The sequence below is a fragment of the Pectobacterium cacticida genome (assembly GCF_036885195.1).
In the GTDB taxonomy this organism is placed as follows: Bacteria; Pseudomonadota; Gammaproteobacteria; order Enterobacterales; family Enterobacteriaceae; genus Pectobacterium; species Pectobacterium cacticida.
Genome location: NZ_CP133656.1, coordinates 1,657,080 through 1,672,361, shown reverse-complemented (window position 1 = coordinate 1,672,361; position 15,282 = coordinate 1,657,080). Strand labels below are relative to the sequence as shown.

Below are 15,282 nucleotides of genomic sequence, written 5' to 3'. Positions count from 1 at the left end.
TATCCCCTTCTTCAGGTTCGCCCTCGTCCACTAAAAAACACTCGAAGCCATACCCTTTTGCTGGTAAAAATACTGGTAAAATCGGTTTACCGTGTGGTATCGAAAGCCGCGGCGGAAACCGCACTGGATGAACTGGAAGCCCGCTGGGGTCAGCAGTATCCGGGGGTTATCCAGTCGTGGCGTCGGAAAGGGGAAAATCTGTCGGCGTACTTCCGCTATCCCGCAGATATCCGCAAGGTTATTTACACAACCAATGCCATTGAGTCGGTGCACCGTCAGTTCAGGAAACTGACGAAAACCAAAGGCGCGTTCCCTAATGAAAACAGCCTGTTGAAGCTGCTTTATCTGGGGCTGCTGAATGCGCAGGAGAAGTGGACAATGCCTATCCAGAACTGGAATTTGACATTGTCGCAGTTAGCCATCTATTTTGACGGGCGGCTGAATAGCGTGATTACGCTGTAATATTTTTACCGTGACACAGAATTCTGAACGCTCCCTACGGTGGCAGTTAGTCGGATAAGAGAGCCGCATTTCTGCGACTCCCTCTCCTCAGAACCGTGCGTGCAAGTTTCCCCGCACACGGCTCAGCCCTTCATAAAGCCAGATTACTCTGACCCGGCAACCTCCTGCTGTGGAGGATATTTCCGCATTCGCTCTTTAAAGTAATCAAGGTATTCCACATCGTAGGGATTGGCGGCTGAACGGATTTGTCGGTGACGTCGTACTGGCGTTGCTGAGGCTTGTTTCAGGCTAATTATCCTGCTTTCGCCACTCTTCACCTGATAGACCGAGTGAAATATCCAGCGACGCATCCCTCTGTTACCGTAATACTTTCGGTAAAGCCAGCCCTTTGATTTCCTGCTATGTTTTCGCCTTATCATGCGATAAAGAGCCCAAAAGATGGCGGTGTCGATTTTACTGAAGACCGCTTTTGCCACCACATGATGATAATAGTTTACCCAGCCTGTTATTTTACGGTTGAGCAAGCCTATTAACGAAGCTGTAGGTAGCGCAATGCCTGCTCTGATCTCTTTTCTGATAACATCAAGGAAGGATTTGATACTGCTTTTCGCAGGTTTAATCAACAATTTACTGCCGTACTTGCGTACATTAAACCCCAGAAAATCGAATCCCTGAGTGATCGATACGATCGCCGTTTTCTCTTCAGATAGCGTCAGCCCTCTTTCCCTGAGGAAGCCTGTTACCGCCGGTTTGATGATGTTTTCCAGTTGCTCTTTCGAGCTACCGGTTATCACAAAATCATCGGCGTACCTGACCAGGTGCACTTTGTCTGTGGGTTTTGTGATGCTTTTCAGCATCAATTCCATACCGTCCAATACACCATTAGCCAGACAGGGGGAGATGATGCCACCCTGTGGCGTTCCTGCTACGGTGGAGAAAAGCTGTCCTTTCTCGACAAAGCCTGCCTTCAGCCATTGCGCAAGTATCTTACGCTCGATGCGAAGATGCCTTAACATCCAGTCGTGGCTGATGTTATCAAAGCAGCCTTTAATATCCCCTTCGAGGATCCATTGTGCTGATGATCTTTGTACCAGCACAACAAAACACCGCTCTATTGCGTCTGCGGCTGAGCGTTTTGGTCGAAAACCATACGAATGGTGATCGGCTGTGCTTTCCGCCACGGGCTCTGTTGCTAACAGAAAGAGTGCCTGCATGGCGCGATCGTGCATAGTAGGGATCCCCAACGGCCTTGTTTTGCCGTTCTTTTTGGGAATATGGATACGTCTTAGAGGCTGAGCCTGATAACCCCGACAGGACAATGCCAGAGCGGCCTGCCACTTTTGTTGCGGGTTTATCCATCGCGTTCCGTCGATGCCCGACGTGTTACGTCCCCGGTTAGACGTCACGCGCCTTACAGCCAGCAGCTTCGCCTGATGGGATCGGGTAAGAAGTCGCTGGAGCACACGCACTTTATTCCAGCGTTGTGCTTTGGTTGCCTTGGCGATACGCATCTGAAATCGAAATACATTATCTTCGACCTGTCGCCAGTCGATCGATGACCACAGAGATGATGCTGAAGGCGCACCGCACTGGCTTGTGGCCTGCGTCATTTGCGTTCCCTCATAACGTCGATATTCCAGACTTTCTCGCCAGAGAAGACCCACTGGACGTCAGCTCCTTTTCAGGTCGGTAAAAAAAACCGTATATCAGCCATTACAACCGATCATTCGCTTCTTCCGGCGTCCCATTCCCGCACAACCATGGCTTGTCCTCATGAACTCACTACCTGACGGAGTTGTACGGGGTTACCACGTTCCGTTCCTGTAACTCAAGGGGTTAGGTCCCCCGTTAACACCGGCGATATAACGCTCACGATGCCCCATCTGTGAGAGGACATACCTGATCGCGTGCCTTTTGGCTGAAGCCTGACAGCCGCTTTGGCTCCTTAAGTATTACGATGCTTATCGGGGTTTGCTTATGCTGACCATACCCTTATCCCTTGCGCCTTGCGCCTTCACCACCTGCGGCTGGCAGTTTCAGATTGAACCTCACGATTCGCTCTTACGGATAATCCGTGGCTACGTTGTCCCCGACGCTTTGCACCCTGAAATTACTCTCAACGCACAGTCGGGTAGGGAACTGCTGGTGAGACAGCAGGTTTCTTTGCACTTAATTACTACATACTGGCTGAAACAATCACAGGAACAGCCTCGTGTCGCACCACAGAATTATTTACAGGGTCGAAACTTTGCTTATAGACATTAATTATGCACACAGCTATTTAACCTTTACATCTGACAAGTACGAAAACTAAATTTCAAGAATTAAATAGTCCAAACAGTTCACTTCCAGAAATTTTCCTATATATTGATGACATCCATATGAGGAGATAGCCACCATCATTTTTTCTGATTAGTTCTATCGTAGTAATGGGCATTTTCCCATATTATGTCCCCATCCTCTCTTTGTTAACGATTAATACGCAATGCCTAACTTTATTATTAGAGGTTTGTTATTATGCTGCATTGTTCTCCAACCATAAAAAACAACTCTTATTTAACACGCCAAACACTGAGTGATGTTTTTAGTCGTTATGGATTTGTTGAATGCCATACAATGAGAGTCTTTCTTGAATTGGTTTGTGATGCCACCCTGGGGGAGTGTGAAATGGCCTATATTAGAGATAAAACAGAAGAATGTTTAAGAGTACATGATAACAAAAGTGACTATTTTGCGGAGTTAAGGAAAGTCGCTATGGATATTAACTACTTTCTAGCATCTCAACGTTAATTATTTTTATCTTATTGTAATCGTACTCACCTTATCAAGGTAGAAAACGTATTCATTATTTATCGCATTAGCACCCCTAATTCGGTAATGCATCCAATTAGTAGAACATGTAATTTTCGATAAACGTTCCGATCACTTTTTCATGAAGCTCAACTGAGCGTGAGAAGCAGATTGTTTTACGAGCCAACCGCTTAATGCGGGTGCGGAGCGTCAGGCTATTACGCTCAATACGTTGGGTGAATATTTTATCGGTCAGATGCTTATCCTTCGGCACCTCCCGTCCATAGCTGCCCCAGTCGCGGGTGATCATGCCGATGTTGAATGGTGTAAACCGTGCCAGCAACTCCCGGCAGGTTTCATCGGTTCGGGGACCAAACGTGTAGGCCCGTACACCGCCAGTTTTGGTGTTTTACGCGTACCAGAGCCAGTGCTGCCGGGCTTTACTGCCAACGAAACTCCATCGCTCATCAAGTTCGCAGATAAGCGCCACCTCAGCATGGGCAACAGGCGAAGACGTTATTCGCTTTGGCGCGAGTTTTTTAAAGCCCAGATGACGGTGTTGATGCCAATTTTCAGTGTTCTGGCGGTATCGCGAACCCCGGCACCATTGAAGGCCATTTCAGCGATCTGCTCTTTAATCTATTGACCGCGGCAGCGTATGCCACAATAGAAGCGGGGATGAGCCGTAACATAAAGCCTCCGCAAAAGCGGAGGCGTCCCTTTTCGTGACAAGGCATACTAAGCAATTACCGCCCTATCCTCCATGGCTTTGCGCCAGCCTCCCAACCAGTGAGACCGAGCATTGATTGACTGATAAGGGCAGAATTCTTTCGGTCTACCGACAATACCCGCTTGATAACCCCGAGAATGCGCCCGTTCCAGGCGATCGCGTTTCTGTCTTTTCATGCCTTATTTCCCTCATTATTTGTCTGGTGGAAAGGAAACAATGATTACTTTATAAGCAATCACAGGCTATCAATACCTATTCTGTCAACGAAGGTCAAGGCACAAGACTCACGCCAGAGTCATATTTGTGATCCATCATCGATATTTTTTCAACCTAAAGCTCAAAAAGGCATAATTGTTTGAAAAACAAGGGAATGATAAATTGGTAACACGGTTATCGTATTACCAATTTAGGAATTTGACGTGTCAGTAAGCGGTATTCCGCCACCCGTTTTAGCGTAAACGGGTGAGGACTGGGTGATAAAACGATTATTTCAGCAACAAGATCTGCTGTGCGATCGACTGAGAGACGTGTTGCCACCCCTGCGCCAACGCTTTTACCAGCGCATCATAGCCATCGTCTTTCTGTGGTAACGCCACGTTAAAAGCGCGTTTAACGACATTCCCCTGATAGCTCATCACCCATTCGCCACGCACGATAGCATAGCCATCATAACGGCCATGAAAACCGGTAACGACCACACTCAATGTGGCCTGATCGCGCCCCTGCGGCTGCGCGGTTACCAGCCAACCAGGAAGTTGGTTCCCAAGACGGGTTACCAACGTCTGTTGCAATTGTTGATCCAACGCGCTCGCCCATAGGTTGTTACTGGCAATCACATACTGCACATCATTAGTTTGGTAGACCAATCCTGCATTACTAAGATAATCCGCCACGCTGATATGTTCCACCCATAACGAACGCGCCTGGTTTGGCGCAGAATGCGCCACGCTAACGTCCACGTCTGTTGGAAGTTGGTAATAGGTTTTCTGCGTAGTGCTACTGCTACAGGCGCTCAATACCAAGGCCAGAACCAGTATCCATGCTTTTGTCATTGTTTTGCCCTCTTGGGTTGAGGATCCGGATTCCCTGAGGCTTCGAAAACCAAGGCATTACTTTTCTCATTCAGGGTTCGTAGCACAGGCTGTAACTCCCGTAAAACCTGATCCAACCGCTGCATATCCGCCACCATTTTATTATAGGCGGGTGAACCCGGCTGGAAACCTTTCATACTGCGATTCAGTTCAAGCAGCGTTTTTTGCATATCTGCCGGCAAATCCTGCATCGCTTTGCTGGATGTCAATTTATTGAGCGTTGCCAACGTTTTTTGCATTTCGCGCAACGTCGCCTGACTTTCCGTCAGCGTCTTCGTTGTGGCATTAAGCAGCGGATTCAACGGCAGATTATTGACCTTATCCAGCACCGCCATGAGCTTCTGCTGAATCTGTGACAGACCGCCGTCAATCGTGGGGAGAACAGGATAACCATCAAGAACATAGAGCTTTTTATCTACTTTCTCTTTAGGATAAAAATCGAGATCGATATAAAGCGCGCCCGTCAGGATATTCGCCGTTTTCATTGAGGCACGCAGCCCCAGTGATTGGGCCTGAACGAGATAACGTTCAAAGTCAAATGACCCACCTATTTTCTTTTCGAACCTATCGGGTTCAATACGAATCAGCACCGGAATACGGTAATCATTGGCCAGATCCTGCTTCATATTTTTCGGGAAGAATGGCGCTTCAGCCACCGTCCCCAACCGAATACCCCTGAATTCAACGGGTGCTCCGGCCTGTAAACCCCGAATTGATTCGCTGAAGAATAACAAATACTCTTTATACTCCGTATACAACGAATCCTGGATGCTGCGCTGACTATCAAAAAGTCTATACTGCGCCATTGTCTTGGCCGCTTCGCCCAAATCCCAACCTGTTGGCACATCGAAGCTGACACCACCGCTGAATAACGTGGCTAACGACCCCATTTCGACGCGCATTCCCTGCGCCGACATTTCAAACGACACCCCGCTTTCCTTCCAGAAACGGACGTTCGTCGTGACCAAACCGTCATAAGGGGCGGAGATAAACAATTGATAGCGCATCCTGCGCGCTTTTGGATCGAATTCGCTGGTTTCCACCGACCCCACACGATAGCCACGAAACAGAACAGGATCACCTGCATTCAACTGCCCGGATTGCTCGCTATCGAGTATGACTCTAATGCCCTTCGCATCCGGCGAGGCCAGCGGCGGCGCGTCCAATAGCCTAAATTCACGCTGCTCTCCATTATGAACGCCGGGTTGCAGCTCGATATAAGCACCTGAAAGTAGTGTCCCCAGGCCAGAAACCCCTTCCCGACCGATCTGCGGTTTTACCACCCAGAAGGCGGTGTCCTGCTTTAGGAGTTTCTCCATACCGTCATGCAGGCGAGCCTTGATTTCCACCTGATGGAGGTCGTCACTGAGCACGACACTCTCGACGACACCGACATCAACGCTACGGCTCTTGATCGCGGTCTTTCCCGCCTCAATACTTTCAGCGTTGCTGGTAATCAGCGTAATTTGCGGCCCTTGATGGCTAAAATGGTAAAACAGTATCCAGGCGCCGATCAGCACCGTAACAATGGGTACAATCCAGACTGGCGACCAGCGTTTGATCGTTTCTACCTTCGCAACAGCATGGTTATCGTTCGCCAACGGCCGACTCCTTATGAAGAACATCATTGCGACGATCCCACAATAAACGGGGATCAAACATCATTGCGGCAATCATGGTCAATATCACCACGGCCGCGAACAGAACCGCGCCAATAGCGGGGTAAATACTCATTAGGTGGCCAATTCGTACCATCGCGGACAGAACGGCAATCACAAACACATCAATCATCGACCAACGCCCAACAAACTCAACCATTTCATAGATGACGTGCATCCGTCCACTGTCTGCTTGTTTTGAACTTTTCCCGTTTGCCTGCCAGCATAGCCAGCCCAGCGCAAGCATTTTTAGCGATGGCACCATCACGCTGGCAATAAAAATCACCAGCGCGACAGGGTAAGATCCCATCCCCCAGAGCAGAATCACCCCCGACATGATGGTCGACCCCATCCGATCGCCAAAAGCTTCGGTCACCATAATCGGTAGCAGATTTGAAGGGATATAGAGCATGACGGATGTCAACAGCAAAGCCAGTGTCCATTGCAGACTCTGCTTCTTACGCGCATATCCTCGCGAGTGACAACGCGGGCATACCAACTGATTGACGGGCAGGATCGCGGTACAACATGAGCATGAACGTAAGCCTTGCGAAAGCCCGCTCGCGCCCAGAGTCGGCGACGCGGGTAATGCTGGGGGCGGCACAATGTCATTCCATAACCAGCGTCGATCGAGACTTTGGAATGCCAGCAATTGCAGCAGACAGAACAAGATAAAAGGTATGAAACTGTCACCGATGCCAATGTCGCCATAAGCCATCAGTTTGACGAAGCTGACCAGCACCCCAGCCAGAAAAATCTCCGCCATTCCCCAGCTTTTTAAATGGAACAGTATGTTCCCCATGCCCTTCCTCAATGCCAACGGCAGCGAGACGTGCAGACAGAGCAGAATTAGCATCACCATGCTAAGAGCCGGAACCAACTGGACAAACAGCACAAACAGCGTGGCAACGCTGGCATAATTTTCCGCCACCATTACCTTTGGGATCTGCATCAGGGTAATTTCGCTGGAGATCCCCGCCACACGCATCGAAACGAAGGGGAAAAGGTTAGCCAGCAATAACATGAATAGCGCACTCGCCGCATAACCGACGGGCCGCCTGCGTGGTTCGGCCTGTCGACTGGTAAGCGCCGTATGGCAGCGTGGGCAGGTCGCCTTTTGTCCGTGCAACAATGTCGGCAATTCCACCAAAAGATCACATTGCGGGCAAAGCATATAGTCATCATGATGATGCTCATGCTCTTGGTCGTGCCTATGAACAGGTTTATGACGCTCGTGATGGGAACACACGCATATTCTCCTTCGAAGTCGTCAGCATCTGACCTAAATCCCCCAAATACAGGGGGAACACGCTTCTATTAAAACGGCAATATTAACGCTTGAATCAGCTGTTTTTCTGGGCTTCCAGCGCTTCCCAGCGAGCAAAACAGCTTTCCAGCGTATTTTCCGCTTCCGCCAGAGCCGCCATAACCGGCTGTGTTTCATCATATGGGCGGCTAAAGAAATCAGCGTCACTCATCTTCGCTTGCAGCAACGCAATCTCTTGCTCTAGCTGCTCAATTCGCAACGGTAACTGCTCTAGCTCGCGCTGCTGGTTATAACTTAACTTCACGACATGACGTTTAGCGGGCGGTGCGATATTTGCCGCTGCCGCCTGAGGGGTTACCGCCGACGCAGCCACCGTCTTCAGCGGCGTTGCCGCGGCACGCTGCTGCTGCGCGTCGAAATAGCCACCAACAAAGCGAGAAATCTTCCCCTCACCTTCAAAGATCCAACATTCGGTTACTGAATTATCAACGAACTGGCGGTCATGGCTGACCAGCAAAACGGTTCCCTGATAGTTTTCGATGAGTTCTTCCAGCAACTCCAGCGTTTCTACGTCCAGATCGTTGGTCGGTTCATCAAGAATCAGCAGGTTGCTCGGCTTGAGGAATAAACGCGCCAGCAACAGGCGGTTACGTTCTCCTCCCGATAATGCTTTTACCGGCGTCATTGCCCGTTTGGGATGGAACAGGAAATCCTGCAAATAGCCCAACACATGGCGAGAACGGCCGTTCACCATCACTTCCTGTTTACCCTCGGCCAAATTGTCCATGACGGTGCGTTCGGGATCGAGCTCGGCGCGATGCTGATCGAAATAGGCCACCTCCAGCTTCGTACCACAATGCACACGTCCACTGGCGGGTTTTAATTCTCCTAACATCAATTTTAGCAGCGTGGTTTTACCACAGCCATTCGGCCCGACTAGCGCGATCTTGTCTCCGCGTTGCACCTGGGCAGAAAAGTGGCGCACCAGTGTTTTATTATCCACCTGATAGTTAATATCTTCCAGTTCAAACACTATCTTGCCGGAACGCGTCGCCTCTTCCACCTGCATTTTCGCCGATCCCAATACCTCTCGACGTTGCGCCCGCTCTTGACGCATCGCTTTCAACGCCCGCACGCGGCCTTCATTACGAGTACGGCGTGCTTTAATCCCCTGACGGATCCACACTTCTTCCTGCGCCAGCTTACGATCGAACTCCGCGTTTTGCAGATCTTCCACCCGCAGCGCTTCTTCTTTTCCTGCCAGATATTTATCGTAGTTGCCCGGCCAGGAAACCAGCTTGCCGCGATCGAGGTCGACAATGCGGGTCGCCATATTGCGAATAAACGATCGGTCATGGGAGATGAAAACGATGCTACCCTGAAACGTTTTCAGAAAGGTTTCCAACCAATCAATCGTCTCAATATCCAAATGGTTGGTCGGTTCATCTAACAACAACACGCGTGGCGAGCTTACCAGCGCCCTGCCGAGAGCCGCTTTACGCAGCCAACCGCCAGAGAGCGACGCCAGCGGCGCATTAGCGGACAAGCCCAGTTGTTCCAGCACTTCATGAATGCGGCTTTCCAGTTGCCACAGCCCCTGATGTTCGAGAACCTCTTGCAATGCCGCCAACTGGTTCAGGTGTTTTTCGCTGGGGTCACTTTCAACCAAACGCAGCATGGCGTGATAGTTCTTCAGGTAATCCGCTTGCGCGGCAACGCCTTCGGCGACAAAGTCAAAAACGCTACCGGCAACATTACGCGGAGGATCCTGCTGCAGGCGCGCGACGATCAGATCCTGCTCATAGGTAATTCTTCCATCATCAAGAGGGATCTCTTTGGCCAGAATTTTTAGCAGGGTCGATTTACCCGCACCGTTGCGACCAACCAGACAAACGCGCTCATTCTCTTCGATATGAAGTTCGGTGTTATCCAACAGCGGCGCATCGCTAAACGACAGCCATGCACCTGAAACACTGATTAAAGACATCGGTTACTTTTCCTCGTTGGCATGAGTGAGCAGCCAACAGTTATGAATCTGACGATTTCGGGCAAAATCCGGAGATTGGGTTTGGGCGGTAATTTCTTTGGCGCTGAGCCCTAGCGCAGCCAGGCCGTCTCTATCCATCTGGAAACCGCGTTTGTTATTCGAAAACATGATAGTACCGCCACGACGCAATAAGTGTTTGAGATCTTTCATCAACGCTAAGTGATCGCGCTGGACATCAAATGAGGCGTCCATCCGTTTTGAATTAGAGAAGGTCGGCGGATCGATGAAGATAACATCAAACTGTTCATTCGCATTGCGCAGCCATGATAAGCAATCCGCCTGAATCAGGCGATGTTGGCGCCCTGTCAGGCCATTCACCCGCAGGTTTTTTTCTGCCCATTCCAGATACGTTCGCGACATATCGACGGTGGTCGTTGAGCGCGCGCCGCCGAGTCCCGCGTGCACACTCGCCGTACCCGTATAGGCAAACAGGTTAAGAAAATCTTTACCGCGGCTTATCTCACTCAGCATTTTGCGAGCGATACGATGGTCAAGGAATAACCCCGTATCGAGGTAGTCGGTCAAATTAACCCACAGTTTGGCCCCAAACTCTTCCATCAGAAGGAAGTCGCCTTTTTGGGCCAGTTTTTCATACTGATTTTTACCTTTCTGACGCTCACGCGTTTTCAGCACCAGACGGTTCGACGGTAATTCCAGCACGCTCAGCGTGGCATTGATCACATCAAATAGCCGCTGGCGAGCTTTTTGCGCATCAACCGTTTTCGGCGGCGCATATTCCTGAACCACGACCCAACTGCCGTAGCGGTCAACCGCCACATTATATTCAGGCAGGTCGGCATCATAGAGGCGATAGCATTCAATCCCCTGCTGCCGCGCCCATTTCTCTAGCTTGCGCAAGTTCTTACGCAGGCGGTTGGCGAAGTCTTCGGCGATTTGCCCAGCGGATTCGCCCTGCGTTTCTGCCAATTGATAATTTTTCTGTACACAGTCCAGTGGGCCATTTTTTGCCTTGAATTGGCGTTCAGCACGCAGTTGCAGGCAGCTTAGCAGCGCCGGCGATGCGCTGAACAACGAGAGCTGCCAACCGCCAAAGTCGCTTTTCATTTTTCGGCCCAGCATATTATACAAGGCGATTAGCGCAGGCTCGCTCTCAAGGCGTTCGCCGTATGGCGGGTTGCTGACGACCGTTCCTTTTGGCCCATCCGGTAAGGGATTCTGCAACTGCGCCGCATCTTTTACACCAAAGGAGATCAGCTCAGCGACGCCAGCGCGACGGGCATTCGCTTTAGCAATCTCAATCACACGACGGTCATTATCCGAGCCGAAGAAACGGGACGTGGCCGCCTGTAAGCCCTCACGCGCACGTTGCTGTGCTTCGCTGGTGAGTTCATGCCACAGTCCCGCATCGTGCTTTAACCAGGCGTTAAATCCCCAGCGTGTTCGATGCAAACCGGGCGCGCGATCGGAAGCTATCATCGCCGCTTCAATCAGTAGCGTGCCAGAACCGCACATCGGATCGACCAACGGCGTGCCGTTTTGCCAGCCGGATCGCAGCACAATCGCCGCCGCCAGATTTTCTTTTAGCGGCGCCAGCCCAGCCAGATCGCGGTAACCCCGCTGATGTAAGCCATCTCCGCTCAGATCCAGCGCAACGCTGGCCATATCGCGTTGCAGGAAAACATTAACGCGGATATCCGGCAGCTGTTTCGCCACATCCGGCCGCTGCCCGGTTTTGCGCGTGAAGCTATCGACAATCGCATCTTTGACTTTTAACGCGCCGTACTGGCTATTGCGGATATCGTCATTGGTACCGGTAAAATGCACGGCAAACGTGCTGTTAACGTTAAAGATCGATGGCCAATCAATCGCCTGCACCCCTAAATACAGATCCAGATCGCTGTGAACCTTGAATTCATTCAACGGCAGCAAAATACGCGATGCCAGACGACTCCACAGCAGGCTTCGGTACAGCAGACGGTTGTCCCCCGAGAAATGGACGCCCCCCTGCACCACCGCACAGGACTGCGCGCCCAATGATTCGAGTTCGCTTTTTAATAACTCTTCCAGTCCCCGCGCCGTGCTGGCAAACAAAGCATTCATGTTGTTACTATCACCAAATAGGTTCATAAAAGAAATTGAAGCGCATTATAGCTAATCCACGTCGCTTGTCATAAAGTTGCCGTTTTACTTTGGCGGGGGAAACATGCCGTGGTTGCGGTAACACGACTTTATATTCATCCGGTAAAATCGATGCGGGGGCTACAGTTGTCCCATGCCATGGCGTCTGTCGGCGGGCTGGCGCACGATCGCGCTTTCATGGTGACGGAGCCGGATGGCACCTTTATCACCGCACGCCAGTACCCGCAGATGGTATTGTTTACGCCTGCGTTATTGCCTGACGGGCTGTTTCTTGCCGCGCCGGATGGCCAATCGGCAACGATACGTTTTACTGACTTCGTTGAACCCCCTCAGCCAACAGAAGTCTGGGGAACACACTTCACCGCGCATGTCGCACCTGATGCAATCAACACCTGGCTAAGTCAGTATTTCCATCGCGCAGTGCAGCTTCGCTGGGTGGGCCATACACCATCACGGCGAGTTAAACATTATCCGGCGGTTCCTCTGGCATTTGCTGATGGCTATCCGTTTTTGCTGATTAACGATGCCTCGTTTCAGGCACTACGGCAACGTTGCTCGGCTGGAATAAAAATCGAACAGTTTCGTGCCAATGTGGTGGTCGCTGGCGCGGAAGCCTTCGCCGAAGATAGCTGGAAGGTCATTCGTATCGGCGAGATTGTTTTTGACGTGGTGAAACCCTGTAGCCGCTGTGTTTTCACGACTGTCAGCATCGAAGGGGGTCGGAAACATCCGACAGGAGAACCACTGGCAACCTTGCAATCTTTTCGTACCGCCGACAACGGCGACGTGGACTTTGGGCTAAATCTGGTCGCCAGAAATACGGGCATCATTCGTGTAGGCGATACGCTGGAGGTGCTGGAGACCCAACCGCCACGCCGTTATGGCGCTGGTCAGGAGGTCGAACGCCTGAATATTCCCGTCTCAACCGCACAGGCTGTCACCATCCACTATCAGGGAAAGTCGTTACCAGGAAATAATCAGCATATTTTGTTGGAGCAGTTAGAGCAACAGGGTATTCGCATTCCCTATTCATGTCGGGCTGGGCTGTGCGGCTGCTGTAAATTGACACTTGTCAGTGGTGAAGTGGCTGCACTCAAGCAAAATGCCATTCGTGCAAACGGTGAAATTCTTAGCTGTAGCTGTATTCCCCAGAGCGACGTTCATCTGCAATAGGAAAACAATGCACTGGCATTTAGGCTATGCCGTAGATTACACAACCTTAGCATACTCAAATGCCGATGCCTCTTCATCTGCCAGATATTCCTTCTGTGCGCCATGTTGTTGCACGGCTGGCATCAATCTATCGTGCATAATTTTTATCGCGTCGCCTAATCTCATGATTTTATTATTTAAGGACAACGCTTCTTGCGCCAGTAAACAGAGGCTGGCTTTTTCTCCTGCTTCTGCCACCAGGAAATAGGCTATTTCATCCGTTTCTGTCACTTGCACCTGCACAATGTCACCCGATAGTGGTAGAAACGGGCTCGCGCCTGACTGCTGCATGAAATACCAGCTTTTCGGCATCAACGGTTTCAGAAAGCGCGTTGCCACCAGCGCATTCAAAACTAATTCATTTTGACGGTCACGGTACAACGCCGTATTTTGGCATTTATCATGATAAATAAAAAATAATGCGGCATCATCAACGCAAAATGGACATGAGTTAAAGGCATCCGGCGTTAGCATTTTAGACGGGAAGCGAGAACGAAATAACATACCGTTAGCCAGATCCAGCATCAGCCGATCGTGATCCGTATCAAAATACCAGCGCCAGTTATCATCAGGTTTTAACTTCATATTATTTGTCCTTAGCCTGGGTAATAGAATTTTTAGAAATGGCTGGTCGTATTTCTTACCATGTTTGCGTTCTTTACATAGTTTGTATTTTCGACATGGTTTGTATTTTAGCCATAGTTTGTATTTTAGGCATAGTAATCATGGCGTCGCCTTGCTAGATAACCGTGCAATCAGCGCTAAAAATGACTAACGTAAACGAATAAAATATAGACTAGCTGGAGGAATAAATAAACCCCCAGCCAGGAATGGAAGGGCTTAAGGATTAAATATGAGTCACAATATCCTTAATCAGGCGAGGGCCATGGAAAATAAAACCAGAATAGATCTGCAATAAAGAAGCGCCTGCCGCCATTTTTTCGCGCGCGGCAATCAAAGAATCTATGCCGCCTACGCCAATAATGGGTAAACGCCCCGCGAGTTCCTGTGACAAACGACGGATAATTTCCGTACTGCGTGTTTGCAACGGGCGTCCACTTAATCCCCCCGTTTGCCCACAGTGGTTCAATCCCTGAATCAATGTCCTGTCAAGCGTTGTATTCGTCGCAATCACGCCATCAATGTTATGACGAACCAGGCTATCTGCAATTTGGATCAACTCCTCGGTAGAAAGATCCGGCGCGATCTTAACGGCCACAGGAACATATTTTTGCTGCTTTTCGCTTAATTCTGCCTGCTTATTCTTTATCGCGCGCAATAGATCATCCAATGCCTCACCATATTGCAGGCTACGTAATCCTGGCGTATTTGGTGATGAGATATTGATGGCAATGTAACCAGCGTGAGCATAAACCTTATCCATGCAAATCAAATAATCGTCTTTACCCTGCTCAACCGGCGTATCTTTATTCTTGCCAATGTTGATTCCTATCACACCGCCAAAATGCGTTTTCTTTACATTTTCGACCAGATAGTCCACGCCTTTATTATTGAAGCCCATCCGGTTTATTAACCCTTCCGCTTCCACTACGCGGAACAACCGCGGTTTATCATTACCGGATTGAGGGCGTGGCGTTACCGTGCCCACTTCAATATGACCGAACCCCATTGCGCCTAACGCATCAATGCATTCGCCGTCTTTATCTAATCCCGCCGCTAAACCTAATGGGTTTTTAAACGATAACCCCATGCAGGTCACCGGTTTAGTCGGAACGGATTGACGGACGAGAAATTCAAAAGGCGTGTGGGTAATACGACGTAATTGTTGGAAGGTCAACTCATGTGCACGCTCGGGATCGAGTTGAAATAGCGCTTTTTTAATGACGGGATAGAACATATGGTCTCCTGAGATCCCTACCGCAAAGGTATCTTGTCTACGCTGAAAGCCAGCAATAGCGGATTCC

The 15,282-nt window shown here is 50.0% G+C and carries 11 protein-coding genes and 2 pseudogenes; 3 read left to right on the top strand and 10 right to left on the bottom strand.

All coding sequences use genetic code 11. The annotated features are described in order from the left end of the window. Window positions 1–75: 75 nt before the first annotated feature. Window positions 76–462, top strand: a pseudogene (locus tag RFN81_RS07880) (transposase); the annotation flags it as partial. A 143-nt stretch (window positions 463–605) separates the two neighbouring features. On the opposite strand, the gene ltrA reads toward RFN81_RS07880, so the two are convergent. Next, complete coding sequence (gene ltrA / locus RFN81_RS07875; protein WP_264498547.1) at window positions 606–2,072, bottom strand: group II intron reverse transcriptase/maturase; 1,467 nt, start codon at window positions 2,070–2,072, stop codon at window positions 606–608. Window positions 2,073–2,979: 907 nt separating this feature from the next. On the opposite strand from ltrA, the gene RFN81_RS07870 reads away from it, so the two are divergent. After that, window positions 2,980–3,252 (top strand): hypothetical protein, encoded by a 273-nt coding sequence (locus RFN81_RS07870; protein ID WP_264498546.1) that lies wholly within the window; start codon window positions 2,980–2,982, stop codon window positions 3,250–3,252. A 97-nt stretch (window positions 3,253–3,349) separates the two neighbouring features. Here RFN81_RS07870 and RFN81_RS07865 read toward each other — a convergent pair. The 7 genes and pseudogenes from RFN81_RS07865 to rlmKL form a co-directional block, all read right to left on the bottom strand. Then, window positions 3,350–3,891: pseudogene (locus RFN81_RS07865) on the bottom strand (IS1 family transposase); the annotation flags it as partial. Window positions 3,892–3,990: 99 nt separating this feature from the next. After that, the gene (rmf, locus tag RFN81_RS07860; protein WP_264498545.1) at window positions 3,991–4,158 is read right to left on the bottom strand and encodes a ribosome modulation factor; all 168 of its coding nucleotides are present in this window, start codon (window positions 4,156–4,158) and stop codon (window positions 3,991–3,993) included. Window positions 4,159–4,467: 309 nt separating this feature from the next. Further along, complete coding sequence (pqiC, locus tag RFN81_RS07855; protein WP_264498544.1) at window positions 4,468–5,034, bottom strand: membrane integrity-associated transporter subunit PqiC; 567 nt, start codon at window positions 5,032–5,034, stop codon at window positions 4,468–4,470. Continuing rightward, window positions 5,031–6,674: an intermembrane transport protein PqiB gene (pqiB, locus tag RFN81_RS07850; RefSeq protein ID WP_264498543.1), complete on the bottom strand. Its 1,644-nt coding sequence runs from the start codon at window positions 6,672–6,674 to the stop codon at window positions 5,031–5,033. The genes pqiC and pqiB overlap by 4 nt, the downstream gene beginning before the upstream one ends. Then, on the bottom strand, window positions 6,661–7,980 hold the full coding sequence (gene pqiA / locus RFN81_RS07845; protein ID WP_264498542.1) for a membrane integrity-associated transporter subunit PqiA: 1,320 nt from the start codon (window positions 7,978–7,980) through the stop codon (window positions 6,661–6,663). Before pqiA ends, pqiB begins: the two co-directional genes overlap by 14 nt. A 94-nt stretch (window positions 7,981–8,074) precedes the next feature. Continuing rightward, a complete protein-coding gene (locus tag RFN81_RS07840; RefSeq protein ID WP_264498541.1) occupies window positions 8,075–9,985 on the bottom strand; it encodes an ABC transporter ATP-binding protein in 1,911 nt (636 codons plus the stop codon). 3 nt (window positions 9,986–9,988) lie between these two features. Beyond that, complete coding sequence (gene rlmKL, locus RFN81_RS07835; protein ID WP_264498540.1) at window positions 9,989–12,106, bottom strand: bifunctional 23S rRNA (guanine(2069)-N(7))-methyltransferase RlmK/23S rRNA (guanine(2445)-N(2))-methyltransferase RlmL; 2,118 nt, start codon at window positions 12,104–12,106, stop codon at window positions 9,989–9,991. Window positions 12,107–12,214: 108 nt separating this feature from the next. On the opposite strand from rlmKL, the gene RFN81_RS07830 reads away from it, so the two are divergent. Continuing rightward, window positions 12,215–13,318 (top strand): YcbX family protein, encoded by a 1,104-nt coding sequence (locus RFN81_RS07830; protein WP_264498539.1) that lies wholly within the window; start codon window positions 12,215–12,217, stop codon window positions 13,316–13,318. A gap of 36 nt (window positions 13,319–13,354) precedes the next feature. Here RFN81_RS07830 and RFN81_RS07825 read toward each other — a convergent pair whose 3' ends face one another. Beyond that, the gene (locus RFN81_RS07825; RefSeq protein WP_264498538.1) at window positions 13,355–13,942 is read right to left on the bottom strand and encodes a cell division protein ZapC; all 588 of its coding nucleotides are present in this window, start codon (window positions 13,940–13,942) and stop codon (window positions 13,355–13,357) included. A gap of 262 nt (window positions 13,943–14,204) precedes the next feature. Continuing rightward, entirely contained in the window at window positions 14,205–15,215 is a 1,011-nt protein-coding gene (gene pyrD / locus RFN81_RS07820; RefSeq protein WP_264498537.1) for a quinone-dependent dihydroorotate dehydrogenase, read from the bottom strand. Window positions 15,216–15,282 lie beyond the last annotated feature (67 nt).

Excerpts from the sequence above, each read along its gene's own strand:
- pyrD (WP_264498537.1), bottom strand. The coding sequence starts at position 15,215 with ATGTTCTATCCCGTCATTAAAAAAGCGCTATTTCAACTCGATCCCGAG.
- RFN81_RS07870 (WP_264498546.1), top strand. The coding sequence starts at position 2,980 with ATGCTGCATTGTTCTCCAACCATAAAAAACAACTCTTATTTAACACGC.
- RFN81_RS07825 (WP_264498538.1), bottom strand. The coding sequence starts at position 13,942 with ATGAAGTTAAAACCTGATGATAACTGGCGCTGGTATTTTGATACGGAT.
- rmf (WP_264498545.1), bottom strand. The coding sequence starts at position 4,158 with ATGAAAAGACAGAAACGCGATCGCCTGGAACGGGCGCATTCTCGGGGT.
- ltrA (WP_264498547.1), bottom strand. The coding sequence starts at position 2,072 with ATGACGCAGGCCACAAGCCAGTGCGGTGCGCCTTCAGCATCATCTCTG.
- RFN81_RS07840 (WP_264498541.1), bottom strand. The coding sequence starts at position 9,985 with ATGTCTTTAATCAGTGTTTCAGGTGCATGGCTGTCGTTTAGCGATGCG.
- pqiC (WP_264498544.1), bottom strand. The coding sequence starts at position 5,034 with ATGACAAAAGCATGGATACTGGTTCTGGCCTTGGTATTGAGCGCCTGT.
- rlmKL (WP_264498540.1), bottom strand. The coding sequence starts at position 12,106 with ATGAATGCTTTGTTTGCCAGCACGGCGCGGGGACTGGAAGAGTTATTA.